The organism is Caballeronia ptereochthonis (assembly GCF_001545075.1).
GTDB classification, from domain to species: domain Bacteria; phylum Pseudomonadota; class Gammaproteobacteria; order Burkholderiales; family Burkholderiaceae; genus Caballeronia; species Caballeronia ptereochthonis.
In genome coordinates this window covers 62,103-85,186 of the sequence record NZ_FCOB02000017.1, presented here as the reverse complement: position 1 = coordinate 85,186, position 23,084 = coordinate 62,103, and the positions used below count along the sequence as shown (strand labels likewise).

General features: G+C 64.5%; 23 protein-coding genes. 14 read left to right on the top strand and 9 right to left on the bottom strand.

The window, feature by feature from the left end; all coding sequences use genetic code 11:
• Positions 1 to 43 precede the first annotated feature (43 nt).
• The 5 genes from AWB83_RS18925 to AWB83_RS36145 all read left to right on the top strand — a co-directional run bounded on the left by AWB83_RS18925 (position 44) and on the right by AWB83_RS36145 (position 4,661).
• Entirely contained in the window at positions 44 to 1,531 is a 1,488-nt protein-coding gene (locus AWB83_RS18925) for an NCS1 family nucleobase:cation symporter-1 (protein WP_087047147.1), read from the top strand.
• A 225-nt stretch (positions 1,532 to 1,756) separates the two neighbouring features.
• Entirely contained in the window at positions 1,757 to 3,220 is a 1,464-nt protein-coding gene (gene hydA, locus AWB83_RS18915) for a dihydropyrimidinase (protein WP_087047145.1), read from the top strand.
• A 130-nt stretch (positions 3,221 to 3,350) separates the two neighbouring features.
• Positions 3,351 to 4,115 (top strand): CDP-diacylglycerol diphosphatase, encoded by a 765-nt coding sequence (locus tag AWB83_RS18910; protein ID WP_244197795.1) that lies wholly within the window; start codon positions 3,351 to 3,353, stop codon positions 4,113 to 4,115.
• Positions 4,116 to 4,222: 107 nt separating this feature from the next.
• Entirely contained in the window at positions 4,223 to 4,498 is a 276-nt protein-coding gene (locus AWB83_RS18905; protein ID WP_087047143.1) for a BrnT family toxin, read from the top strand.
• Entirely contained in the window at positions 4,482 to 4,661 is a 180-nt protein-coding gene (locus AWB83_RS36145; RefSeq protein ID WP_143750077.1) for a hypothetical protein, read from the top strand. Before AWB83_RS18905 ends, AWB83_RS36145 begins: the two co-directional genes overlap by 17 nt.
• Before the next feature lie 4 nt (positions 4,662 to 4,665).
• Here the strand turns inward: AWB83_RS36145 and AWB83_RS18900 are convergent, their stop codons facing one another.
• The 3 genes from AWB83_RS18900 to AWB83_RS18890 all read right to left on the bottom strand — a co-directional run bounded on the left by AWB83_RS18900 (position 4,666) and on the right by AWB83_RS18890 (position 6,834).
• Positions 4,666 to 4,998 carry a hypothetical protein gene (locus AWB83_RS18900; protein ID WP_087047142.1) on the bottom strand — a complete coding sequence of 111 codons (333 nt, stop codon included), beginning with the start codon at positions 4,996 to 4,998 and terminating at the stop codon, positions 4,666 to 4,668.
• A 94-nt stretch (positions 4,999 to 5,092) separates the two neighbouring features.
• Complete coding sequence (locus AWB83_RS18895; protein ID WP_244197801.1) at positions 5,093 to 6,334, bottom strand: aspartate carbamoyltransferase; 1,242 nt, start codon at positions 6,332 to 6,334, stop codon at positions 5,093 to 5,095.
• An 80-nt stretch (positions 6,335 to 6,414) separates the two neighbouring features.
• Positions 6,415 to 6,834 carry a secondary thiamine-phosphate synthase enzyme YjbQ gene (locus AWB83_RS18890; RefSeq protein ID WP_087047140.1) on the bottom strand — a complete coding sequence of 140 codons (420 nt, stop codon included), beginning with the start codon at positions 6,832 to 6,834 and terminating at the stop codon, positions 6,415 to 6,417.
• A 162-nt stretch (positions 6,835 to 6,996) separates the two neighbouring features.
• Between AWB83_RS18890 and AWB83_RS18885 the strand changes: the two genes are divergently transcribed.
• From AWB83_RS18885 to AWB83_RS18875, 3 genes are all read left to right on the top strand, one after another.
• A complete protein-coding gene (locus AWB83_RS18885; protein ID WP_087047139.1) occupies positions 6,997 to 7,455 on the top strand; it encodes a hypothetical protein in 459 nt (152 codons plus the stop codon).
• A 101-nt stretch (positions 7,456 to 7,556) separates the two neighbouring features.
• Positions 7,557 to 8,963 carry an NfeD family protein gene (locus AWB83_RS18880; protein ID WP_087047138.1) on the top strand — a complete coding sequence of 469 codons (1,407 nt, stop codon included), beginning with the start codon at positions 7,557 to 7,559 and terminating at the stop codon, positions 8,961 to 8,963.
• A 25-nt stretch (positions 8,964 to 8,988) separates the two neighbouring features.
• Positions 8,989 to 9,762 carry a slipin family protein gene (locus AWB83_RS18875; RefSeq protein ID WP_087047137.1) on the top strand — a complete coding sequence of 258 codons (774 nt, stop codon included), beginning with the start codon at positions 8,989 to 8,991 and terminating at the stop codon, positions 9,760 to 9,762.
• Between the two features lie 6 nt (positions 9,763 to 9,768).
• Here the strand turns inward: AWB83_RS18875 and AWB83_RS18870 are convergent, their stop codons facing one another.
• Positions 9,769 to 10,305 carry a carboxymuconolactone decarboxylase family protein gene (locus AWB83_RS18870; protein ID WP_087047136.1) on the bottom strand — a complete coding sequence of 179 codons (537 nt, stop codon included), beginning with the start codon at positions 10,303 to 10,305 and terminating at the stop codon, positions 9,769 to 9,771.
• Positions 10,306 to 10,504: 199 nt separating this feature from the next.
• Here AWB83_RS18870 and AWB83_RS18865 point away from each other — a divergent pair, with 199 nt between their 5' ends.
• The 5 genes from AWB83_RS18865 to AWB83_RS18845 all read left to right on the top strand — a co-directional run bounded on the left by AWB83_RS18865 (position 10,505) and on the right by AWB83_RS18845 (position 16,226).
• Positions 10,505 to 11,446, top strand: coding sequence for a LysR family transcriptional regulator (locus tag AWB83_RS18865; protein ID WP_087047225.1), 942 nt, complete (start codon positions 10,505 to 10,507; stop codon positions 11,444 to 11,446).
• Between the two features lie 174 nt (positions 11,447 to 11,620).
• Positions 11,621 to 12,712 carry an HlyD family secretion protein gene (locus tag AWB83_RS18860; RefSeq protein WP_087047135.1) on the top strand — a complete coding sequence of 364 codons (1,092 nt, stop codon included), beginning with the start codon at positions 11,621 to 11,623 and terminating at the stop codon, positions 12,710 to 12,712.
• Between the two features lie 11 nt (positions 12,713 to 12,723).
• Complete coding sequence (locus AWB83_RS18855; protein WP_087047134.1) at positions 12,724 to 14,298, top strand: DHA2 family efflux MFS transporter permease subunit; 1,575 nt, start codon at positions 12,724 to 12,726, stop codon at positions 14,296 to 14,298.
• A gap of 27 nt (positions 14,299 to 14,325) precedes the next feature.
• Complete coding sequence (locus AWB83_RS18850) at positions 14,326 to 15,780, top strand: efflux transporter outer membrane subunit (RefSeq protein ID WP_087047133.1); 1,455 nt, start codon at positions 14,326 to 14,328, stop codon at positions 15,778 to 15,780.
• Positions 15,777 to 16,226 carry a PaaI family thioesterase gene (locus AWB83_RS18845; RefSeq protein WP_087047132.1) on the top strand — a complete coding sequence of 150 codons (450 nt, stop codon included), beginning with the start codon at positions 15,777 to 15,779 and terminating at the stop codon, positions 16,224 to 16,226. The genes AWB83_RS18850 and AWB83_RS18845 overlap by 4 nt, the downstream gene beginning before the upstream one ends.
• A gap of 54 nt (positions 16,227 to 16,280) precedes the next feature.
• Here the strand turns inward: AWB83_RS18845 and aptA are convergent, their stop codons facing one another.
• Complete coding sequence (gene aptA / locus AWB83_RS18840; RefSeq protein ID WP_087047131.1) at positions 16,281 to 17,609, bottom strand: omega-aminotransferase AptA; 1,329 nt, start codon at positions 17,607 to 17,609, stop codon at positions 16,281 to 16,283.
• A gap of 156 nt (positions 17,610 to 17,765) precedes the next feature.
• On the opposite strand from aptA, the gene AWB83_RS18835 reads away from it, so the two are divergent.
• Positions 17,766 to 19,181, top strand: coding sequence for an aminotransferase-like domain-containing protein (locus AWB83_RS18835; protein WP_087047130.1), 1,416 nt, complete (start codon positions 17,766 to 17,768; stop codon positions 19,179 to 19,181).
• 43 nt (positions 19,182 to 19,224) lie between these two features.
• Here AWB83_RS18835 and AWB83_RS37295 read toward each other — a convergent pair whose 3' ends face one another.
• From AWB83_RS37295 to AWB83_RS18815, 4 genes are all read right to left on the bottom strand, one after another.
• Positions 19,225 to 19,485, bottom strand: coding sequence for a hypothetical protein (locus AWB83_RS37295; protein WP_087047224.1), 261 nt, complete (start codon positions 19,483 to 19,485; stop codon positions 19,225 to 19,227).
• A 319-nt stretch (positions 19,486 to 19,804) separates the two neighbouring features.
• Positions 19,805 to 20,461, bottom strand: coding sequence for an H-NS histone family protein (locus AWB83_RS18825; RefSeq protein WP_087047129.1), 657 nt, complete (start codon positions 20,459 to 20,461; stop codon positions 19,805 to 19,807).
• A 44-nt stretch (positions 20,462 to 20,505) separates the two neighbouring features.
• Positions 20,506 to 22,044, bottom strand: coding sequence for a hopanoid C-3 methylase HpnR (gene hpnR / locus AWB83_RS18820; protein WP_087047128.1), 1,539 nt, complete (start codon positions 22,042 to 22,044; stop codon positions 20,506 to 20,508).
• Between the two features lie 230 nt (positions 22,045 to 22,274).
• Entirely contained in the window at positions 22,275 to 23,063 is a 789-nt protein-coding gene (locus AWB83_RS18815; RefSeq protein ID WP_087047127.1) for a class I SAM-dependent methyltransferase, read from the bottom strand.
• Positions 23,064 to 23,084: the final 21 nt, after the last annotated feature.

Below are 23,084 nucleotides of genomic sequence, written 5' to 3'. Positions count from 1 at the left end.
AAGATGCGGCACGCGGCGCACACATTCAACCGGAGTGCATCCGATGAAGCAGACAGCGCATGACGTCGAGGCGAGCAGTCTATATAACGACGATCTCGCGCCGACAGGTCCCGCGCAGCGCACGTGGAAGTGGTATCACTTCGCGGCGTTGTGGGTCGGCATGGTGATGAATATTGCGTCGTACATGCTGGCGGCGGGTCTCACGGAGCAGGGCATGTCGCCGTGGCAGGCGGTCGTGACGGTCCTGCTCGGCAACCTGATCGTGCTCGTGCCGATGTTGCTGATCGGTCATGCGGGCGCGAAGCATGGCATACCGTATGCGGTGCTCGTGCGTTCGTCGTTCGGCACGCAGGGTGCGAAGCTGCCTGCATTGCTGCGCGCGATCGTCGCGTGTGGATGGTATGGTATTCAAACGTGGTTGGGCGGCAGCGCGATCTATACGCTTTTGAATATCCTCACGGGCAATGCATTGCAGGGCGCGGCGCTGCCGTTAATCGACATCTCCGTCGGGCAGCTTGCGTGCTTTCTGGTGTTCTGGGCGCTGCAAATCTACTTCATCTGGCACGGCACGGATTCGATTCGCTGGCTTGAGAGTTGGTCCGCGCCGATCAAGGTCGTGATGTGCGTGGCGCTCGTCTGGTGGGCGACGACGAAGGCTGGCGGGATTGGCTCGATGCTCTCGGCGCCGTCGCAATTCGTCGCGGGCGGCAAGAAGGAAGGGCTTTTCTGGGCGACGTTCTGGCCGGGCCTGACGGCGATGGTGGGTTTCTGGGCGACGCTCGCGCTCAACATTCCCGACTTCACGCGCTTTGCGCGCTCGCAGCGCGATCAGGTGATCGGTCAGACGATCGGCTTGCCGGTGCCGATGGCGCTGCTTTCGGTGATCTCGGTGGTGGTGACGTCGGCGACGGTCGTGATCTACGGCAAGGCGATCTGGGATCCGATCGACCTGACTAGCCGCATGACGGGCATCGGTGTGGGCATCGCGCTTGTCATTCTGACGCTCGATACGATGTGCTGCAATCTTGCGGCCAATCTCGTCGGACCCGCTTATGACTTCTCGAGCCTGTGGCCGAAGGGCATTTCCTATCGGGCGGGGGGCATGATCACGGCGACGATCGCCATCGTCATGATGCCGTGGAAGATTCTCGCGACGACGCAGGGCTATATCTTTACCTGGCTCGTTGGCTATTCGGCATTGCTCGGGCCGGTCGCGGGCATTCTGATGGTCGATTACTTTCTCATTCGCGGGACGCGGCTCGATCAGCGTGAGCTGTTTGATGAGGATGGGGAGTATTCGTATAGCGGTGGGTGGAATATCGCGGCTGTTGTGGCGCTTCTGGTTGGCGTGTTGCCCAATTTGCCCGGGTTTTTGCATACGGCGTTTCCTGCTTCGTTTCCCGGTGTGCCGGGGTTCTTTAATACGCTTTATACCTATGCCTGGTTCGTTGGGCTTGTGCTTGCGGCCATTGTGTACGGGTCATGGATGAAGGTGAGCGGGAGCCGGCGGGCGGGGGTTTTGAGTGCTTAGTGGTTTTTTGTTTTCTTGTTTGGGCTGCTATGAAATCCTGAATTCTTAGTGGTCTATTGGTGTTGCCCCTGTGCGGGGCGGCAGTCGCTTTCTTTGCTGCTGCAAAGAAAGTGACCCCCGCCCCGGGGAGGGGCAACACAAATAGACCGACACGAAAACAAGTTTCACCGAACACCACACGAGCGAACCGAGACAGAACCCCAACCCATCACGAGGATCCGATAAATGCCAACGCTAATCCGCGGCGGAACGATCATCGACGCAGACCGCACCTACCGCGCCGACGTGCTATGCGCAAACCCTGAATCCGGCGGTACGATCCTGGCCATCGGCCCAGACCTGGAACCCCCGCAAACAGCGCAAATCATCGACGCAGGCGGCCAGTACGTGATGCCCGGCGGCATCGATCCGCACACGCACATGGAGCTGCCCTTCATGGGCACGACCGCCAGCGACGACTTCTACACCGGCACGGCAGCAGGCCTGTCGGGCGGCACCACGAGCATCATCGACTTCGTGATCCCGAGCCCGAAGCAGCCGCTCATGGACGCGTTCAAGGAGTGGCGCGGCTGGGCGGAGAAGGCGTCGGCCGACTATGGCTTTCACGTCGCCGTCACCTGGTGGGACGAGTCCGTGCATCGCGACATGGGCCTGCTCGTGCACGAGCACGGCGTGTCGAGCTTCAAGCATTTCATGGCCTACAAGAACGCCATCATGGCCGACGACGAAGTGCTCGTGAACAGCTTCACACGCTCGCTCGAACTGGGCGCGCTGCCGACCGTGCACGCGGAAAACGGCGAGCTCGTCTTCCAGTTGCAGAAGCAACTGCTCGCCAAAGGCTTCACGGGACCAGAAGCGCATCCGTTGTCGCGTCCGCCCGAAGTGGAAGGCGAGGCCGCCAACCGCGCGATCCGCATCGCGCAGGTGCTCGGCGTGCCGATCTACATCGTCCATGTGTCGGCGAAAGATGCGGTCGACGTCATCGCGCGGGCGCGCAACGAAGGGCAGCGCGTGTTCGGCGAAGTGCTGCCGGGGCATCTCGTGATCGACGAATCGGTGTATCGCGATCCGGACTGGACGCGCGCCGCCGCGCACGTGATGAGCCCGCCGTTCCGCACGAGCGAGCACCGCGAGGCGCTGTGGCGCGGGTTGCAATCGGGACAGCTGCATACGACCGCGACCGATCACTGCGTGTTCTGCGCGTCGCAGAAAGCGATGGGCCGCGAGGATTTCACGAAGATCCCGAACGGCTGCGGCGGCGTGGAGGACCGCATGTCGGTGCTGTGGCATCACGGCGTCAACATGGGACGTCTCACGCCGAACGAGTTCGTGCGCGTGACCTCGACCAATGCCGCGCAGATTTTCAATCTCTATCCGCGAAAGGGCGCGGTGCAGGTGGGCGCGGACGCGGATCTCGTCGTGTGGGACCCGAACGCGACGCGCACGATCTCCGTGAAGACGCATCATCAGAAAGTGGATTTCAACGTCTTCGAGGGCATGACCGTACAGGGCGTCGCCACGCACACGCTCACGCGCGGCGCGCTTGCCTGGGCCGACGGCGATCTGCGCGCGGTGCGCGGCGCGGGGCAGTATCTGAAGCGTCCGCCGAACGCGTCGTACTTCGAGGCCGCGCGCGTCGCCAACAAGCTGAAGGAGCCGCATCCGGTCAATCGGGCAGAAGCCGCCTGATTTCCGCGTTCAGTGATGCCGCCCCGCGTTCGTTCCGGCGCGGGGCTTTGTCGCGTTTCGAGGCATGTTCACGCGCGTGCAAGCATAATCCGGCAGGCTGGCTACTTTTGCGTGCCGCCGAATCATGCCGATGAAAACCACAAAGACAATCCGCCTCCTGGCAGCGCTTTGCTGCGTTTGTGTGCCGCTCGCGTGCGCGGCCAATCCGAACGCGCTGTGGGAGATCGTCCACGATTACTGCCAGCCCGCCGCCGAGGGGGCGCATGTCGCACAGAAATGCGCGGACGTGAATCTCGCGGGCGGCTATGCGGTGCTGAAGGACCTCGTCGGCGTCGCGCAATATCTGCTGATTCCGACTGCGCCCGTGACGGGCATCGAAAGTCCCGCGCTGCTCGAGCCCGATTCGCCGAACTACTTTCGCGACGCGTGGAATGCGCGCGTCTATGTGAATCACAAGCTGCGCCGCAACTTGCCGCGCGATGAGGTTTCGCTCGCGATCAATTCCGCCAGCGGACGCACGCAGAACCAGTTGCATATCCACATCGATTGCCTCGCGTCCGATATCGCGCGGGCGCTGCGGGAAGTGGGGCCGCGCATCGGCACGGAATGGGCGCCGCTGCCGGTGCGGTTACGCGGTCATGTCTACAGCGCGATGCGCATCGACGACCCCGATCTCGCCCGCACCGATCCGTTCAAGCTCCTTGCGCCGTATGCCGCAAGCCGCGGTCAGACGATGGGCGAACAGACGCTCTTGCTCGCGGGCGCCGTGCGCAGCGATGGCGCGCCTGCTTTCTATCTGCTCAACGATCATGTTCAGCCGGGCAACTGGGCGTCGTCGGAGGAGCTTCAGGATCACACGTGCGCGCTGGCCGATCGGTCTATAGAAAAGCCTTGAGATTTGCAGAAGAATGAAGTGGCGAAATTAGTTTGGAGTTCAGATCAAATGGTCTGTATTTCGGAACTTTCATGCCTTGTCACTTCTACTGCTGGGAATCACAATGAATGCACGTCGACATTACATTTGACCCGTTGAAGGACGCGATCAATCGCATCCAGCACGGCGTTTCGCTTCATCTTGCGAGTGAGATCGTGTGGAACGAAGTCGTGTTCCGGGTGGACGATCGTCGCGACTATGGAGAGGTTCGCGAAGTTGGTTACGTGCCTCTTCGTGGACATACGTTCTGCGTGGTCCTCACGCGGAGAAACAGTGCGCTACGCATCGTCAGTCTGCGCCGCGCAAACAAGAGAGAGGTACGTCAATATGCAACAGACATATAAAGGGTTCATCCTTCCCTCGGATGAAGAGGAAGCGGAAATCAACCGGGGAATCGCGCTGGATCCGGACACTTGGGAGCTTTCCGACGAAGACTTCAAGCGGCTGAAACCATACGCCTTTTCCATGAATGAGCCGCCGGAAATAGGCGCGCCTCCGGCAGCATGACCTGTCAACGCGCCTCACGCGTCGTCATCCGATGCGGAAACACGCGCGGCGCAATTCCCTCGACACGAGCTTCCGGCAACACGCGCCGTAACGTGCGCAGCGTGAACGCGAGATCTTCACTCACCGTATCGAATTCGAGCCGCAGCGCGCAGCCTTCGCGTTGCGCCTGGCTCACGTAGATACCGAGCGGCGAATGAAACAGCGCGCGGATGCGTTCCCGCGACGCTTCGCCGTCCACGAAATGAGCCAGCGCCAGAATGCGCACGCGCTGGCACGCGCCGAACCCTTCATCGTGTGTTTGTCTGCGGCTGGCAACCCACGCAAGCGACATGTCCATGACTGCTGCTCCATCACGCTTTTCTTGTATAGAAGCATAGACGGAGCCGCCTCAACATCGCGTCAGGATTCGTGTGCGGCGTATAAAAAACGCATCAATCGAAGCCCTGGAACACGGCATCGTCCGGACCGATGGAGGCGGGCGACTTCCACGTCGCGTCGCGCATCGAATGGCGCACCTGGTGCTCGACGCCCAGAAGCACCGCGAAAATCGCCATGCGCACCGCGATGCCGTTGTCGGTCTGGCGGAAGATCGCGAGGCGCGAGTCGTGGTTCAGGTCGGTCGCGAGATCGTTGGCGCCGGGGCGGCTGTCGCGCGGCAACGGATGCATGATGAGCGTGTCTCGTCCGCACACATCGTCGACGAGCGCCTGATTGATCTGGAAATCCGGCGTGTAGCCTTCGATCGACTCGTCGGCGAATCGCTCCTTCTGGATGCGCGTCGCGTACACCACGTCCGCGCCCGCGAGGCCCGCGCGCAGGTCGCTCGTCTGTTCGATTACATGATCACCGCGCGCGATCCGCTCGACGATATGCGCCGGCATCTCCAGTGAACGCGGCGAAACGAGCGTGAATTTCAGCCCTTTGTAAAGCGAAAGGAGCTTGGCGAGCGAATGCACGGTGCGGCCGTATTTCAGATCGCCGACCATCGCGATATGCGCGCCGTCCACGATCTTCCCGAGGCGCGAGAATTCGCGCTGGATCGTATAGAGATCGAGCAGCGCCTGGCTCGGATGCTCGCCCGGTCCGTCGCCCGCATTGATGACCGGGATATTCGTCGCGCGCGCGAACTCGGCGACCGAGCCCTGCTCCGGATGCCGCACGACGATCGCGTCCGCATAGCCGCTGATGACGCGGCTCGTGTCGTAGATCGACTCCCCCTTCGCCATGGACGAGAACGTGAAGCCGGTCGTGTCGCACACCGAGCCGCCGAGCCGCGCGAACGCCGCACCGAAGCTCACGCGGGTACGCGTGCTCGCTTCGAAGAACAGGTTCGCGAGCACGGCACCTTCGAGCACGCGCGTGATCTTCTTGCGCCGCGCGATGGGCTGCATCATGTCGGCGGTTCGGAACAACGCCTCGGCCGAATCGCGCGAAAACTGGTCGATCGACAGCAGTTGCGGGCGGCCTTCGAAGGAGATTGATGAATATGCGCTTTGCGTATATGCGCTATTCTCCGGCATGCCTGCGAGAATCTCGCCGACGTAGCGTGCAGCGATTTCCGGCATGGCCCGCGATTCCGGCGACTCGTCCGGCAGGAGCCATGTGTCGAGCGCCCGGCGCGATACGCCGATGCGCGCGGCGAACGCGTCGCGCGTCATGTTCAGACGCCGCATGGCGTCGCGAAGCACTGTCTGCTGCTGAAGTTGTTGAGTCACCGTCACCGCTCCTGGATGTACGCGGTGCGTATATTAGGTCACTCGCCGATCAGATGCAAGACGAGCTCGCGATCATGTGATGCCGTCCGATGCTCGAACACGTAGATGCCTTGCCACGTGCCGAGCACCATTCGTCCCGCCTCGACCGGAATCGAAAGCTGAACGGTGGTGAGCGCGGTGCGCAGGTGCGCGGGCATGTCGTCGGGGCCTTCGGTGTCGTGCACATAGCGGCCCGGCGCTTCCGGCGCGACTGTCTCGAAATAGCGTTCGAGGTCCGCGCGCACGTCGGGGTCGGCGTTCTCCTGAATCAGCAGCGATGCCGACGTATGGCGGCAGAACAGCGTGAGCAAGCCGGTGCGGATGTCCTGAAGGTCGATCCAGTGGTCGATGTCGCGGGTGACTTCGTGCAGGCCGCGCGAGCCTGTCGCGACCGTCAGATGGTGGAGTGCCTGTTTCATGTCGGTCTCGGTGCGAGGAAAGGGTGCGTCACTTCACGAGTTTACCGGGGTTGGACGCGCGCGGTTCGTCCCGATTCGATGAACTATGCTGTCTGGACGATGGTTCGATGAAAGGCGCGCACGATGAGCAAATGGCTATCGACAAGAAAAACGGCATACGGAATGCTGACACTCATCGCCATATGGGCCGCGTCGCCGGTCGCGGCGCGCGCCGACGACGCCCGGATCAACCGCGGCAACGATCCTTTCCTGCACGTCTCGAGCGCCGTCGCCGGTTGCGTCGCGCCGCGCGGCCCGTTCGAGACCGAGCAGGAATGGCTCGACGAGGCGCACTACCGCATCGAGCGCGGCAACAGCTGCTGGATCGCCGGCCGCTGCCGTCTCTCGAACAGCTACGACTACGACAAGGAGATCGCGGAAAGCGTGACGCGGCGCCTGAACTCGCTGAACGCGTCGATGCAGTGGCGCGAGAAAACCAGCCTGTGGCTGACGATCCAGCGCCGCTTCATCTATCTCGACGGCTGCGTCGCGCGCGATTTCGACAAGTCCGGCTTCGTATCCGCACTCGGCGAGACCGCCGATGTCGAAAAGGTCATCGACCGCACGACGCGGCGGCCGTGATCGCGTAATTGGCCTAAGCTTAATGGGAGACCATGAGCGATGCCGGAGACAGGCATCGCCGAAGAGGACCTGCGGCGCGGGCGCGTCGCGGGTTTCGCCCGATGAGAACAAACCTCGCACACTGGCTGTCGATTTGCGCGCTGGCGGCAATGCTGCTGATGGCGTCGGCGCTCGCGCCAACTCACGTTGCCGCCGCGACGGGGCCCGTCGTCGTGATTCCGCTGAAGGGCGCGATCGGCCCGGCGAGCGCGGATTTCGTCGTGCGCTCGCTTGCCCGCGCCGTCGACGAGCATGCGCAACTCGCCGTGCTGGAGCTCGACACGCCCGGCGGACTCGACCTGTCGATGCGCTCGATCATCCAGGCGATTCTCGCCTCGCCGGTGCCGGTGGCCGCTTTCATCGCACCGAGCGGCGCGCGCGCCGCGAGCGCGGGCACGTACATCACCTACGCGAGCCATATCGCGGCGATGGCGCCGGGAACCAACCTCGGCGCGGCGTCGCCGGTCCAGATCGGCATGGGCGGGCCGGACCGCGAGCCGTCCGGCGCGAGCAAGGCGGCATCGGGCGCAGAGACGCAATCGACCGAAACCCGCAAGCAGATGCAGGACGCCGCCGCCTACATACGCGGCCTCGCGCAATTGCGCGGACGCAACGTGCAATGGGCCGAGCGCGCGGTGCGCGAGGCGGTGGCGCTGTCGGCAAGCGAGGCGCTGGAACAGAAAGTGATCGACCTGACCGCCGCCGACATTCCCGACCTGCTCGTGAAGCTCGACGGCCGTCGCGTGACTACCGCCGGCGGCGCGCGCGTGCTCGCGACGAAGGGCGCGCCGATCGTCGTCCTTCAGCCCGACTGGCGCAGCCGCTTCCTCGCGACGATCACCGACCCGAGCGTCGCGCTCATTCTCATGATGATCGGCATGTACGGCCTGTTCTTCGAGTTCGCGAATCCAGGCATGGTGCTGCCGGGCGTCGCGGGGGCGATCTGCCTGCTCGTCGGATTGTTCGCCTTGCAACTCTTGCCGATCAGTTTCGTCGGACTGGGATTGGTCGTGCTCGGCCTCGGCTTTCTCGTCGCCGAGATGTTTCTGCCGACTTTCGGCACGCTCGGCATCGGCGGGATCGTCGCGTTCGCCATCGGCGCGCTCATGCTGATCGACACAGACGTGCCGGGCTTCGGGATTCCGCTCGGCGTCGTCGTCGGGCTCGCGCTCTTCACCGCGTTGTTCGTCTTCACCGTGTCGGGCGTCGCGTTGAAGGCGCGCAAGCGTCCCGTGGTGAGCGGCGGCGAAGCGATGCTGGGCAGCATCGGCGTGATGCTGAGCACCGACGGAGCGCCGTCCGATGCCGGCAGCGGCTGGGCGCGCGTGCAGGGCGAGCGCTGGCGCGTGCGGGCGGCCGCGCCGGAAGCGCTGCCCGGCGAAGGCGCGCGCGTGCGCGTGATCTCGCGTCACGGTCTCACGCTGACGGTCGAGCCGCTCGAAGGCGAGCGCAAGACCGGCCATTCATGAACACGTTGACAATGAGGTTCGAGAAATGGGGATTACATTCGGTTTCAGCGGCATCCTGATCGCACTCGTCATCTTCCTTCTGGCGTCGGCGGTTCGCATCTTTCGCGAGTACGAGCGCGGCGTCGTGTTCATGCTCGGGCGCTTCTGGAAAGTGAAGGGGCCCGGGCTCGTGCTGATCATTCCGGTCGTGCAGCAGGTCGTGCGCATGGACTTGCGCACCGTCGTGTTCGACGTGCCGCCGCAGGACGTCATCACGCGCGACAACGTGTCGGTGAAGGTGAATGCCGTCGTGTACTTTCGCGTCGTCGATCCGGAGAAGGCGGTGATACAGGTCGCGCGCTTTCTCGAAGCGACGAGCCAGCTTTCGCAGACCACGCTGCGCGCGATCCTCGGCAAGCACGAGCTCGACGAACTGCTGTCCGAGCGCGAGCGCCTGAACAGCGACATCCAGCGCGTGCTCGATTCCCAGACGGATGCGTGGGGCATCAAGGTATCGAACGTGGAGATCAAGGACGTTGACATCAACGAGACGATGATCCGCGCGATCGCCCGGCAGGCCGAAGCGGAGCGCGAGCGCCGCGCAAAGATCATTCATGCGGAAGGCGAGCTGCAGGCCTCCGAGAAGCTGCTGCAAGCGGCGCAGATGCTGGCGCAGGCGCCGCAGGCGATGCAGCTGCGCTATCTGCAAACCCTGACGACGATCGCCAGCGACAAGAACTCCACGATCATCTTTCCGGTGCCGGTCGATATCGTGAGCACCGTCATCGACCGGTTCACCAAGGGCTCGAACGCAGCCTGATGCGCTTCAGGCGAGCGCGGGAAAGTCGAGCGTCGTGTCGTTCACGCGGTTCACGAGGTTCGTGAAATTGATGACGCTCATCGCGAACAGTGTGTCGACCACTTGCGCTTCCGAGTAGCCTGCTTCGCGCAATTCGTTCAGGCGCGCGGCGTCGATGGTGCCGGTGGAACCCGCCACATGCCGCACGAAGCGCACGAGCGCATCGCGCTTCGCGTTGCCGGTCGCTTCGCCCGCGCGGATCTGCTGCGTTTCCTTCTGCGTGAGCCCGACCATCTTGCCGACGACCGTATGCGCGGCGGCACAGTAATCACAACCCGCGAGTTCGCTCACGGCAAGCTTGATCGCTTCGGCGTCGGCCTTGTCGAGGCTGCTCTTCGCGAGGATCGCATCGTTCGCGAGCGCGGCGCCGAGGGCGCCGGGGCTGTGCGTGCCGATGGTCGCGTAGGCGTTCGGCACGCGGCCGGCGGCCTTCCTGATCGCGGCGAAGAGCTCCGCGGCGGCGCCGGTGGCTTCATTGACGTTGATTTGGGAAAGACGAGACATGGTGTGCTCCTGGTTCGGTGATGGGCCATCTGCATGGCATGGGTTGAACTGTAGGCGCATGCCTTTCCCGCGTGAATGCTCGTTCGGCTCGCAAAGCCGCGCGATCGTCTCAAGCTGCAATGGCAGCGCGGATCGGGCATCTCGCGCCGCTTCATGCCATGATCGGGACTTGGCATCCGCACGCATCGCGAATACGCACATGGACTATCTGACGAGCCTGAAGGTGTTCTGCACGGTGGTCGAAGCAAAGAGCTTCGCGCGTGCCGCCGACATACTCGGCTTGTCGCCGCCGGTCGTCTCGCGCGCGATCGCGGGTCTGGAGGAGCGGCTCGGCAGCCGGCTCTTCAACCGCACGACCCGGCAGATCTCGCTCACCGAGACCGCCGAGCGTTTCTTTGCCGACTGCTCGCGCCTGCTCGACGAACTCCAGGCGATGGAAGAGCGCGCGTCGAACCGCGCGAGCGAGGCGACGGGTCTATTGCGGCTGGTCGCGCATACGACCGTGATGACGAGCCGCTACACGCCGCTCGTCGCGAGCTTCCGCCGCGCCCATCCGCACGTGCGCCTCGACGTCACGCTGACCGAGCGGCCCGTCGATCTCGTCGGCGAGGGCTACGATCTCGCGATCGTGCTGCCCTTCATGCTGTCCACCGACACGGCCGTCACGCGTCTGCTCGAAACCATTCCGCTCGTGCTCGTGGCGAGTCCCGCCTATCTCGCGCAACGTCCCGCGCCGCGCCATCCATCCGAACTGGCCGATCACGCGTTCGTGCCGATGTCCGCGTCGATCCGCAAGCCCGCGCTCACGTTTCGCATCGGCGGGGAGGAGGTGCGCGTGCCGCTCAATCACGACATCTCGTCCAACAGCGCGGTGTTCAATCGCGAGATGGTGCTGCAGGGCTTCGGGATCGGCGTGCTGCCTACCGCGCTCGTCGGCCGCGAGCTCGCCGCGGGCCGGCTCGTCACGCTGCTCGACGCCTATGAGCGCGTCGATTCCGCCATCGAGATCCGCATTGCCTACAGCACGCGCGCGCTGCTGCCCGCCAAGGTGCGCGCATTCGTCGAGCATGCGGTGCGCTTTTGCGCCGACGAAGCCAGGTTGCTCGACGAGCCGCCACTGGTCGCGACGCCGCAAGCCTGACCGGCAAAGCCTTGCGTGGCAAGCTTTGCCGGATTCTTTCCGGCAGCGTTATTCAATCGTGTCTTCCATGACGGTTGACTTTGTGCATATGCACAACTAGTCTTCCGCTTCATGACGGGCAGCGAAAGTTGCCTTTTTTCCGATTTTAATTGTGCATATACACTTATAACGCAAATGACGACTCCTACGACGAATCTCCCGTCGGTCGCGGCGCCCGCTCTGGCGGGGCCCGCGCGCCGCATTCCCTGGATGCTGCTCGCGCTCGGCCTGGTCGGGCTCGTGCTGATCGCCGCGGCGACCTGGTGGGCGCTCGTGCTGCGCTTCGTCGAAACGACCGACGATGCCTACGTCGGCGGCGACGTCACCGTGCTTGCGCCGAAGGTGAACGGGTTCGTCGCCGATGTGCTGGTGCAGGACAACCAGCGCGTCAAGGCGGGCCAGGTGCTGATCCGCCTCGATTCGCGCGACTACGACGCACGCCTTGCGCAGGCCAGCGCGGAAGTGTCGAGCGCACGCGCGGCGGTCGTCGAGTTGCAGGCGAAAGACGCGCTGCAGGCGGCGGTCATCAATCAGCAGCAGGCGGAAGTGCACGCGTCGTCGGCGGAGCTCACGCGCAGCGCGCAGGACCGCTCGCGCTATCGCGAGCTCGTGAAGGACGATGCCGTGTCGAACCAGATCGTCGAACGCGCGGACGCCGACTACACGAAAGCGCAGGCGGCGCTGGATCGCAGCGGCGCGTCGCTCCTTGCGGCCAGACGCCAGTCGAGCGTGATCGAGGCGCAGATCGCGGATGCGCAGGCGCGCGTCGCCACTGCCGAAGCGGCGCGGCGCGTCGCGGAGCTGAACGTCGAGTACACGACGATCCGCTCGCCCGTCGATGGTTACGTCGGCAATCGCACGGCGCGCGTGGGCGTGCTCGCGAACGTCGGCACGTCGCTCCTGACGATCGTGCCTTCGACGGGCCTCTGGGTCGACGCGAACTTCAAGGAGGATCAGCTGAAGAAGATGCACGCCGGCGACGAGGCGGATGTCGAGCTCGATGCGTCGAGCGTGCCGCTCACGGGCCACGTCGAGAGCCTTGCGCCCGCCACCGGCGCGACCTTCAGCGTGCTGCCCGCCGAGAACGCCACCGGCAACTTCACGAAGATCGTGCAGCGCGTGCCGGTGCGCATTCGCCTCGACGTGCCGAAGGGCATGGAGCCGGTGCTGCGCCCCGGTCTTTCGGCGACGGTCAAGGTTCATCTCCGCAAGCAGGCGAACGGCTGAGGAGCCCAATCATGACTCACGCCGTTCCCTTCGATCCCGCGAGCCAGCCGATAAGGCAGCGCGTGTTCGCGTTCGCGCTGATGTGCCTCGGCTTCTTCATGGCGACGCTCGATATCCAGATCGTCGCGTCGTCGCTGAAGGACATCGGCGGCGGGCTTTCCGCGAGCCAGGACGAGCTGTCCTGGGTGCAGACTTCGTATCTGATCGCGGAGATTCTCGTCATTCCGATGTCGGGCTGGCTCTCGAAAGTGTTTTCCACGCGCTGGCTTTTCGTCGCGTCGGCGGTCGGCTTCACCATCACGAGCATGCTGTGCGGCATGGCGTGGGACATCAATTCGATGATCCTGTTTCGCGGCCTGCAAGGCGCGCTCGGCGCCGCGATGATCCCGACCGTCTTCACCACCGCGTTCGTGATCTTCCCGGGCAAGCAGCGATTGATTGCATCTACGACCATCGGCGCCCTGGCCTCGCTCGCGCCCGCGGTTGGTCCGGTGATCGGCGGATGGATCACCGATCAGTGGTCGTGGCACTGGCTCTTCTATCTGAACGTGGTGCCCGGTCTCGTCGTCGCGCTGCTGGTGCCGAAGTACGTGCATATCGACGCCCCCGATCTGTCGCTGCTGAAGAAGGGCGATTATCTCGGCATCGCCTTGATGTCGGGCTTTCTCGGCTGTCTGGAATACGTGCTCGAAGAAGGCCCGCGCAAGAACTGGTTCGGCGATCACGTCATAGTCGCGTGTACCTGGATCTCCGCGATCTGCGGCTTCCTTTTCCTCGTGCACGCGTTCACGGCGAAGGACCCGATCGTCGATCTGCGCGCGCTCGCGGTGCGCAACTTCGCGATCGGCAGCCTGCTGTCGTTCGTGACGGGCATCGGCATCTTCGTGTCGGTGTTTCTCACGCCGGTGTTCCTCGCCCGCGTGCGCGGCTTCGATTCGCTGCATACCGGGCTCGCGCTGCTTTCGGTCGGCTGCTTCCAGTTGCTCTCGATCGGCGTGTACGGCGTCGCGTCGCGCTTCATCGACATGCGAGTGCTGCTTGCGTTCGGTCTGGTCTGCTTCGGCGCGGGCTGTTACTTCTATACGCCGCTCACGCACGACTGGGGCTGGCAGCAATTCCTCCTGCCGCAGGCGCTGCGCGGCATCGGCCAGCAATTCGCGGTGCCGCCGATCGTCACGATGGCGCTCGGTTCGCTGCCGCCATCGCGGCTCAAATCGGCGAGCGGGCTCTTCAATCTGATGCGCAATCTCGGCGGCGCGATCGGCATTGCCGTGAGCGCGACGATGCTCAACGACCGTCTGAACCTGCATTACCTGCGCCTGAACGAGAACGTGACGATCGGCCGCCCCGTCATCGACGATCTGCTCGCGCGCAGCTCGGCGCATCTGGCGTCCGTCGCCGGCGATGCGCTGAACGCCTCGCAAGCGGGACTCGCGTCGCTGCAGGCGCTCGTCATGCGCGAAGCGCTCGTGCTGACCTTCGCCGATTGCTTCTACATACTCGCGCTGTGCTTTCTGTTCGGCCTCGTCACGGTGACGTTCGCCAGGCCGATCACGAGCGCGCCGCCTTCGTCCGATGCGCATTGAACCAAGCCTAGTCTGGATGCTTCGATCATGAAGAGACTTTTTGTCGAAATACTCGCGTGTGTTTCGCTTGCCGCGTGTGCAGTGCAGCCCGCGACGCACGCCGACCTTCCCGCGACCGTCAACGCGGCCGCGCCCGCCGACTGGAGCGTCGAGGCGCCGAAAATCGCGGCCGATCCCGTCGCCTGGTGGAATCAGTTCAACGATCCGGTGATGCATGAACTGGTTGCGTCGGTGCTGAATGACAACCTCGACTTGCAGGCGGCCGTCGAGCGCGTGAAACAGGCTCAGGCGCTCACGACGCAACGCCGTGCAGCGCTCCTGCCGCAACTCGATGCGAATGCCGCCGCCTCCGATACGCGCCAGAACACGCCGCCGCCGCTCGGCTACGTGCGGCAGGCGGGCATTGGCCTGACGCTCAGCTGGACGCCCGACGTATTCGGCGGCGAGCGGCTCGAACTGCTGGCCTCGCAGGCGCAGCTCGTCGGACGCGAGCATGCGGCGGATCAGGTGCGGCTCGCGCTCGCGGCGAATACGGCGGGTGCGTACGTCGATTTGCGCTGGGCGCAAGCCGAGCTGAAGATCCTGCAGGACAATCAGGCGATCCGCGAGCGCGCGCTCAGGCTCACCCAGCGCCGCCTGCAATACGGCCTGTCGACCCGGCTCGACGTCGCACGTGCGCAGAATCAACTGAGCGACCTGCAATCGCGCATCCCGCGCACGCAGGCGACGATCCAGCATCAGTTGAGCCTGATCGCCGTGTATTCGGGGCGCACGCCGGAGTCCATCGACAAGCTGATGCTCGCGCATCCCGGCGCCACGCCCGTGATTCCGATGCCGGCGAACGGCGCGCCGCAGATGCTGCCGTCCGAGGCCCTGCTGCGTCGCCCGGATGTGCTCGTCGCCTATGCGGGCGTGCAGCAGCGCGCGGCGGAAGTGGGTGTCGCGCGTGCAGAGCGCTATCCGAAGTTCTCGCTGCGCTTGTCCGACGGCCTGCTCGCATCGTCGTATCTCGGCTTGCCGACGCTGACCGACAACCTCTTTTCCGCCGCGCTCAACGCGACGAGCCCGATCTTCAACGCGGGACGCATCACGGCGGAGATCGAGCAGAACGAGAGCAGGATGCGCGAGTCGGAACTGCATCTGCGCCAGACGATGCTCGAAGCGCTGAAGGACGTCGAGGACACGCGCAGCGATCTCGTCAGCACGACCGAGTCCACCGCGCGCCTCACCGATGCGCTCGCCGCATCCGACCAGTCGCTGACGCTGTCGACGCAGCTGTACAAGGGCGGCGCGGCGAGCTTTCTCGATGTGCTCGACGCTCAGGAAGCCTATCTGCGCGACGCGGACGCGCTGAATCAATCGAAGCGCGAACATGCGCTCGCGGCCGTGGCGCTCTATCGCTCGCTGGGCGGCGGATGGAGCGTGACCGGCGACGACGATGTCATCAGGACCGCGAGCAAGGAAACGGAGACGACGAAATGAGCCTGATCGAAGAAGCGGCCACGGGCCTCGACGGACTCGCGCAACTGCGCAAGCTCATCGCGTGCGGGCGCAAGCCGGGCATTCTCGTGTCGCTGGAGTTCGATTTCATCGAGGTCGAAGCGGGCAGGGCGGTGTTCGCGGGCGTGCCCGGCGACCACGCGTACAACCCGATCGGCACGGTGCACGGCGGCTATGCCGCGACGCTGCTCGATTCCGCCTGCGGTTGCGCGGTGCATTCGTGCCTGACCGCGACGCAGGCCTACACGACGCTCGAGTTGAAGGTGGCGTATCACAAGGCGGTCACGCGCGAGACTGGCCTGTTGCGCGCGGAAGGGCGCGTGCTGTCGATCGGACGTCGCGCGGCGTTCGCCGAGGCGACGCTCAAGGACATGAGCGGCAGGCTGTTCGCATCGGCGACATCGACGTTGCTGGTCATGGAGCGTTAAAAAGCCCGGTTCCCCTGCGCAGGGAACCGGGCTCATCGATGCCTGGAACGGCGCTTATTTCACGCTTTCCAGCGCCTTGCGCACCGTGCCGAAGATCTGGTCGATCTGATCGTCCTCGATGATGAGCGGCGGCGAGAACGCGAGAATGTCGCCGGTATAGCGCACGAGCACGCCCGCCTCGAAGCACTTGACGAACACCTCGTACGCGCGGGCGCCCGGCGCGCCGTCACGCGAATCGAGCTCGATGCCCGCCACCAGCCCGAGATTGCGGATGTCCTTGACGAACGGCGCATCGCGCAGCGCGTGCGCCGCGCTTTCGAACTTCTCCGCCTTCGACGCGGCGCGATCGAACAGACTGTCGCGCGCATAGAGATCGAGCGTGGCGACGGCTGCCGCGGTCGCGACCGGGTGCGCCGAATACGTATAGCCGTGGAACAGCTCGATCGCGTTGGCGGCGCCCGCGTTGACGATCGTGTCGTGCACGCTGCGATGCGCGGCGACGGCGCCCATCGGAATGGTCGCGTTGTTGATCGCCTTGGCCATCGTGATGAGGTCGGGCTTCACGCCGAAGTACTCGCTCGCGGTTGCCTTGCCGAGACGGCCGAAGCCGGTGATGACCTCGTCGAAGATCATGAGAATGCCGTACTTCGTGCAGATCTCGCGCAGCTTCTGCAGATAGCCCTTCGGCGGCACGAGCACGCCGGTGGAGCCCGCGAGCGGCTCGACGATCACGGCGGCGATCGTCGAAGGATCGTGCAGCGCGACGATGCGCTCCAGTTCCTCGGCGAGATGCTCGCCCCACGCGGGCTGGCCCTTGGTGAACGCGTTGTGCGCGAGATCGTGCGTGTGCGGCAGATGATCGATGGACGGCAGGAGCGCACCCGAGAACGTCTTGCGATTCGGCGCGATGCCGCCGACCGAGATGCCGCCGAAGCCGACACCGTGATAGCCGCGCTCGCGGCCGATGAGACGCGTGCGCTGCCCTTCGCCGCGCGCGCGGTGATAGGCGAGGGCGATCTTCAGCGCCGTATCGACCGATTCCGAGCCGGAATTCGTGAAGAAGATACGGTCGAGCCCTTCGGGCATCAGGCCGGCGATCTTGGTCGCCGCTTCGAACGCGAGCGGGTGGCCCATCTGGAAGGTCGGCGCGAAGTCGAGCGTCGCGAGCGCCTTCTGCACCGCTTCGACGATCTCGTCCCGGCAGTGGCCCGCGTTCACGCACCAGAGCCCGGCCGTGCCGTCGAGCACTTCACGGCCATCGGTCGAGCGGTAGTACATGCCTTTCGCGCTTTCGAGCAGGCGCGGCGCGGCCTTGAACTGACGATTGGCGGTGAAGGGCATCCAGAACGACGAGAGATCGTCGATGACGGGGCGGGCATTCATGGCGGGTCTCCTCCTCAGAAAGAACGGTCACTGCACTGTATTCCTCGGCAAAATTGCACGGCATAGACAGTTGTTTCACTGCGCTGCCAACTGTGCTGGCAAAATGCTGCAAACTGTATTGGCCGCTGCGCTTTCGCAGCGCTATGCCCGGATCCCATGATCGAACTCAAGCTGGAGCGCGGCTCGCGTCAAGCGCCGACGCTCGTCGAACAACTGGTGCGCGCGTTCGCCACGGCGATCGAGGAGCAGACGCTGCGCGCGGGCGCGCTTCTGCCGTCGGTGCGGCGTCTCGCCGAGGCCGAAAGTCTCAGCACTTTCACGGTGACGGAGGCGTATGGCAGGCTCGTGTCGATGGGTCTCGTCACCGCGCGGCGCGGCTCCGGCTATCGCGTGGCCGTGCGCGGGCACAGCGAGCGCGTGCGCGCGGTCGAATGGCAGCCGCCGAGCCTCACCGCGACATGGCTGCTCTCGGACGTATTCGCCGACCATTCCGTGCCGATCAAGTCCGGCTGCGGCTGGCTGCCCAACGAATGGGTCAATGAAAGCGGCCTGCAGCATGCGCTGCGCGCGGTGAGCCGCGTGCCGGCAGCCCGCATCGCCGATTACGGGCACCCGTACGGCTTTGCGCCGCTGCGCGAACGCATCGCGGAGCAGCTGGACCGCCACGGCCTGCCGATCGACGCCGCGTCGAACGTGCTTTTGACCGCGGGCGCGACGCAGGCGCTCGATCTCGTCGTGCGCACGCTGTTGCGCCCGGGCGATGCGGTCGTCGTCGAGGATCCGGGCTACTGCAATCTGCTGCAGATTCTGCGGCTCGCCGGACTCCACGTGCATGGCGTGCCGCGCACCGTCGCCGGCATCGATACGGACGTGTTCGAACGCATCGTGATCGAGCACCGGCCGAAAGCGGTTTTCCTCAACACCACGCTGCAGAATCCGACGGGCGCGACCTTCAGCATGGCCTCGGCGTTTCGCCTGATGCAGATCGCGGAGCGCCACGGCCTGTGGGTCGTCGAGGACGACGTGAACCGTGAGCTCGCGCCGCCCGGCGCGCCGCTGCTCGCCTCGATGGAAGGGCTCAATCGCGTGCTGTACGTCGGCGGCTTCGCGAAGACGATCACGCCTGCCCTGCGCTGCGGCTATGTCGTCGCTGAACGGGAAGTGTTGCGCGAACTGGCGCGCACGAAGATGGCGGTGGGGCTGACGTCATCGGAGGCGACGGAGCGCATCGTCGAGAAAGTGCTGACGGAAGGGCGCTACGCGCGGCACGTGGAATTCGTCGTCGAAAAACTGAAGGATGCGCATGCGCTCGTCGAGGAGCGCATGGATACACTTGGCGTCGAGCTTTTCCGGCGCCCGCGCGCGGGCTTGTTCGTGTGGGGCGCGCTGCCGATCGATCCGGCCGAAGGAAGCGCGGTTGCGACGCGCGCCTTGCAGCACGGAATATGGCTTGCGCCGGGTTCCTATTTCCGTCCCGACGATGCGGAAAGTCCGTGTTTCAGATTCAACGTTCCTTGTTCCGTCGACGACGCGCTTTGGACTTTTCTGGAAAGGACGATCAAACGAAGTTGAAGCGGACACGGAAATTCGAAAAGCCGTGTCCGCATAGCCGCAATTATTGCGAGGCCTGATTCGAAGCGGAAGCCGAAACCTGTGCGCGTTCATTCTGCGCCGTGCGCGATGTATCGACGAAATTCCCGCGTCCTTGCGCCGATTCCTCCGCGGCGAAGGTCTGCGCGCTGACGCCATGCTGCGAAGCCGGCGCACCGAAATCGGGACGATAATGCGGTGCGGGACCATATCCGCTTGCAGAAGCGGAACCGGCGAAGACAGAACTCAATGCAACAGCCAGGCTCACTACGAGTCGCTTGTTCACGTGATTGCTCCAACGAAGAAAGGGAGAGATGCAGTTGCGCGGCAGACAGCAACTGCAATCGGTGATGCGCATCGTTCGATACGAAACGCCCCGACATGTGAACGCAGTGTAGAAGGCATGCGCGGCGTTTTAATCTGGCCAAAAGCCAATTGAGTTTTCGCCGATCTCAAACAATGGGAAAACGCGGCTCGAAGCGGCCGCGTGCCCTGCCGGTTTCAGCGGGACGCGCGCCGTGCGCTTCCTTCATTGCATTCCCTGCAAAACGTGAAGGGAAAGAAGCGCACGCCTGATGCGAATGTTTTTCGTCACAGCCGGTGCTTCAGATGGAAGCGCCGCCATCCGCTTGCGCCGACGTGTTCGATGCCGGCTGCGGTTCCGCGACGGGTTGCGCGGTCACGGTTTCTTCGTCTTTCGGCGCTGCGTTTGAAGTCTGCTTGCGTGGCGCGCCGCGCTTTGTCGCGGGCCTGGTCACACTCGCTTTTTTCGCGGCAGGCGCGCGAGTTGACGCTGCCTTGGCTTTCTTTACCGCAGCAGTCGACGCAGAAGAGGGCGAACTCTTCCTGGCTGCAACTTTCTTCCCAGCAGCTTTCCTGGGCTTGACCGCGCCTTCCGTTCCTTCCGCATCGATCAGAAACTTGCTGCGGTCCTTCACGCCGGCGATCCACGCGGGCGGCCGCGCCCAGCCGCTCCACGTCTCGCCCGTCTCCGGATTGCGATACTTCGCGGGCAGCTTGCCTTTCTTCGCCAGCTTCGTCACCGCTTCGCGCCTTCCCGCAGGCGCGGGCAGCGTGACCTGCGGCCTGGCCGTGCGCCTGGGCCGCTTGCCGTACGCGTCGATATCGTCAGTCGTGAGGCCGTGTCTTTCCATCATCGCGCGGATATCGTCGAGCACGGCTTGGGCGCGCAGCGCGATCAGGCGTTCGGCCTGTGCCTGCAGCTTCTTGAGCCTGGCCTGGATCTGCTTGAGTGTCGCCATCGCCGTCTCCTCTTTCCGGTGGGTTCCGCGCGTTCGATCAGGCGCTAGTCGGCGCCCATTCTCGTTTCGTCGACGAACTTCTCCGTCGCGTCGTCGATGCGGCGCGACTTGCGTCCCGCGGGCCCGTGGACGTAGACGGCCTTGACACTGGCGGTCTCGTCGGGAGCGGGCGGCGGCGTCATCGTGTAACGAACCTCGCGCGCATGATCGCTCAATTGCAGGCGCGGATCGAACACCGAGTTGAACCGCCATAGCATGCGGATGAAATTCGTCTGCCCGTGCATCAGCAATTGCATTGCCTGACCCGCGGCGCCGCGCAACGCAGCCCAGCCCATGTGCTTGCGATTGAGCACCTGCTGCGTGCGCACGAGCTCAGCATAGAACTCGGGCAACGGCAGGCGGGTCGGCAGGACGGCGTGCTGAATGTCGTAGAGCCGGTAGTCGAGACTCGTCAGGCGGCGCTGTTCGCGCAGCCAGATCTCCGTGCCGGGATAGGGCGTGTTCACGCTGATGTTCACGATCTCCGGAATCTCCAGGCACCATTGGCGCACGGTCTCGAAGCGTTCCCGGTCCCATTCGGGATCGGCGATGAGGTTGATCGCCACCGTGATGCCGAGCGAACGCGCGAACGCCAGCGCCTCGAAGTTCTTGTCGAGCGTGATGCGCTTGCGAAACGCCTTCAGCCCTTCCGCATCGATTGCTTCCATGCCGATGAACATATACTGCAAGCCGAGCTCGCGCCAGAAACGGAACACGTCCTTGTTGCGCAGGAGCACGTCGCCGCGCGTTTCGAGGTAGTACTTCTTGCGGATGCCGCGCTTCTCCACCGCGCGGCCGATCGCCATGCCGTGTTCGGCATGCACGAAGGCCACATCGTCGACGATGAATACGCCGGGCTCGCGTATCGACGTGAGTTCGTCGGCGATGACCTCCGCGCTGCGTGAACGGTAGCTGCGGCCATAGAAGGTCCAGGCGCTGCAGAACGTGCAGTCCCACGGACAGCCGCGCGCGAATTCGATCGACGCGCACGGGTCCAGCGTGCCGATGAAGTACTTGCGGCGATGCCGCAGCAGATCGCGCGCGGGCAGGATATCGTCGAGGCTCTCGACGAAGCGCGGCGGCGGCCCCGAGCCTTCGCTCGTCACCGCGCCCGGCACGGCGAGCAGGTCGCCGTTCGTCGCGGCCGCGTGCAGCAGCACATTCACCGATGCCTCGCCTTCGCCCTTCAGCACGCAGTCGATCGCACCTTGCGCGTGACGCAGCATGTCGCCCGCGGTGAACGACGCGCTGTGCCCGCCGACGAACACGAAACAATGCGGCAGACGTTTCTTCACCGCTTTTGCAAGATCGATGATTTCGGGGATGTTGGCGAGATAGTTGCCGGAGAAGCAGAGCGCGTCGGGACGCCAGTCGCGCACGACGCGGTCGAGGTCGCGGTGCGTTTCGACCTGCAGGTCGATCAGGCGGACCTCGTGGCCTGCCTGGCGCACGGCCGCCGCCACGGTTTCGAGCCCGAGCGGCTCGAGTCGAAGGAATACGCGGGTGTACATCAGGCCGCTGGGATGAACGGCAAGCACCTTCATGGACTCTCCTTGCGAGAGTGGACGGCGCATCGTCAGCCGGCGCGAACCGTGGCCGCCGTCCGGTCATGGTCACATCATGCGGATCGAATCTCCATTCGTGCGCGGCCTCGTTCTGTTGCGAGGGCCGCTGTCTTCCATCGCCTCGGGCGCAAAAAGAATGCCCGCGACGTGTTCATTCTACTGTCGGCTTTGGCGGGCCGCTCGTTTGCGCGCCGACGTGGCTTATCGCCTTATTGCCTGGTTGCCGTGAACGCGGCGGTCTCGTAAGGCACGGTGACTTCGCGCTTGCCGCGCAGTTCGGGCTCGTCATCGATCAGCGCGCGCACGGCGCGGTCGATCTCGTCGCGCGTTTCCCCGGGCAAGGCCGCGATGAAGCTCGTCGAACGCACGCGATGCACGATCACGTCTTCGGGCGATCCCGTGTGCCCGACGGAAAAGCGCGTCTCGACGAGCGGGCCGAAGCCTTCATGCGGAAACGCGTTGCGCCAGGCGCCGGTGTAATAGCGCGGCGCGTCGCCCTCGTTTCGGTTGACGATGGCGTCGAGCTTCGCGACCCACGGCACGCGCGCATCGCGCATGTTCCATACGAGGCCGAGCCTGCCGCCCGGCTTCAACACGCGATGGATTTCATCGAGCGCCTCGCGGCTTCCAAACCAGTGAAACGACTGTGCGCAAACGACGGCATCGACCGACGCATCCGCAAGCGGTATCGATTGGGCCGTGCCCGCGAGCGCCTGGACATCGGGGAGTGCGGCGGAAAGCCTCGCGCGCATCGAATCGACGGGCTCGACCGCGATGACGCGCGCGCCGGTCTGCACGAGACGCGGCGTGAACTTGCCCGTACCCGCGCCGAGATCGACGACGCTCGCGCCTGGCCCGAGCCCGAGCGCATCCACGAGCCAGCCTGCAAGCTCAGGCGGATAGTCGGGCCGCCCGCGCACGTAGCTTTCCGCGTTGGCCGTATAGCCTTCGACGGCCGCGCGGTGAACGTCGGGCGAATCGTTCGCGGGCTGCGTCATGGTTCGCTCCTTTCGATCAGG

What these genes read in the sequence shown, in the direction of transcription:
- AWB83_RS18925 (WP_087047147.1), top strand. Translation starts at nt 44, where the DNA reads ATGAAGCAGACAGCGCATGACGTCGAGGCGAGCAGTCTATATAACGAC.
- hydA (WP_087047145.1), top strand. Translation starts at nt 1,757, where the DNA reads ATGCCAACGCTAATCCGCGGCGGAACGATCATCGACGCAGACCGCACC.
- AWB83_RS18910 (WP_244197795.1), top strand. Translation starts at nt 3,351, where the DNA reads ATGAAAACCACAAAGACAATCCGCCTCCTGGCAGCGCTTTGCTGCGTT.
- AWB83_RS18905 (WP_087047143.1), top strand. Translation starts at nt 4,223, where the DNA reads ATGCACGTCGACATTACATTTGACCCGTTGAAGGACGCGATCAATCGC.
- AWB83_RS36145 (WP_143750077.1), top strand. Translation starts at nt 4,482, where the DNA reads ATGCAACAGACATATAAAGGGTTCATCCTTCCCTCGGATGAAGAGGAA.
- AWB83_RS18900 (WP_087047142.1), bottom strand. Translation starts at nt 4,998, where the DNA reads ATGGACATGTCGCTTGCGTGGGTTGCCAGCCGCAGACAAACACACGAT.
- AWB83_RS18895 (WP_244197801.1), bottom strand. Translation starts at nt 6,334, where the DNA reads ATGCGGCGTCTGAACATGACGCGCGACGCGTTCGCCGCGCGCATCGGC.
- AWB83_RS18890 (WP_087047140.1), bottom strand. Translation starts at nt 6,834, where the DNA reads ATGAAACAGGCACTCCACCATCTGACGGTCGCGACAGGCTCGCGCGGC.
- AWB83_RS18885 (WP_087047139.1), top strand. Translation starts at nt 6,997, where the DNA reads ATGCTGACACTCATCGCCATATGGGCCGCGTCGCCGGTCGCGGCGCGC.
- AWB83_RS18880 (WP_087047138.1), top strand. Translation starts at nt 7,557, where the DNA reads ATGAGAACAAACCTCGCACACTGGCTGTCGATTTGCGCGCTGGCGGCA.
- AWB83_RS18875 (WP_087047137.1), top strand. Translation starts at nt 8,989, where the DNA reads ATGGGGATTACATTCGGTTTCAGCGGCATCCTGATCGCACTCGTCATC.
- AWB83_RS18870 (WP_087047136.1), bottom strand. Translation starts at nt 10,305, where the DNA reads ATGTCTCGTCTTTCCCAAATCAACGTCAATGAAGCCACCGGCGCCGCC.
- AWB83_RS18865 (WP_087047225.1), top strand. Translation starts at nt 10,505, where the DNA reads ATGGACTATCTGACGAGCCTGAAGGTGTTCTGCACGGTGGTCGAAGCA.
- AWB83_RS18860 (WP_087047135.1), top strand. Translation starts at nt 11,621, where the DNA reads ATGACGACTCCTACGACGAATCTCCCGTCGGTCGCGGCGCCCGCTCTG.
- AWB83_RS18855 (WP_087047134.1), top strand. Translation starts at nt 12,724, where the DNA reads ATGACTCACGCCGTTCCCTTCGATCCCGCGAGCCAGCCGATAAGGCAG.
- AWB83_RS18850 (WP_087047133.1), top strand. Translation starts at nt 14,326, where the DNA reads ATGAAGAGACTTTTTGTCGAAATACTCGCGTGTGTTTCGCTTGCCGCG.
- AWB83_RS18845 (WP_087047132.1), top strand. Translation starts at nt 15,777, where the DNA reads ATGAGCCTGATCGAAGAAGCGGCCACGGGCCTCGACGGACTCGCGCAA.
- aptA (WP_087047131.1), bottom strand. Translation starts at nt 17,609, where the DNA reads ATGAATGCCCGCCCCGTCATCGACGATCTCTCGTCGTTCTGGATGCCC.
- AWB83_RS18835 (WP_087047130.1), top strand. Translation starts at nt 17,766, where the DNA reads ATGATCGAACTCAAGCTGGAGCGCGGCTCGCGTCAAGCGCCGACGCTC.
- AWB83_RS18825 (WP_087047129.1), bottom strand. Translation starts at nt 20,461, where the DNA reads ATGGCGACACTCAAGCAGATCCAGGCCAGGCTCAAGAAGCTGCAGGCA.
- hpnR (WP_087047128.1), bottom strand. Translation starts at nt 22,044, where the DNA reads ATGAAGGTGCTTGCCGTTCATCCCAGCGGCCTGATGTACACCCGCGTA.
- AWB83_RS18815 (WP_087047127.1), bottom strand. Translation starts at nt 23,063, where the DNA reads ATGACGCAGCCCGCGAACGATTCGCCCGACGTTCACCGCGCGGCCGTC.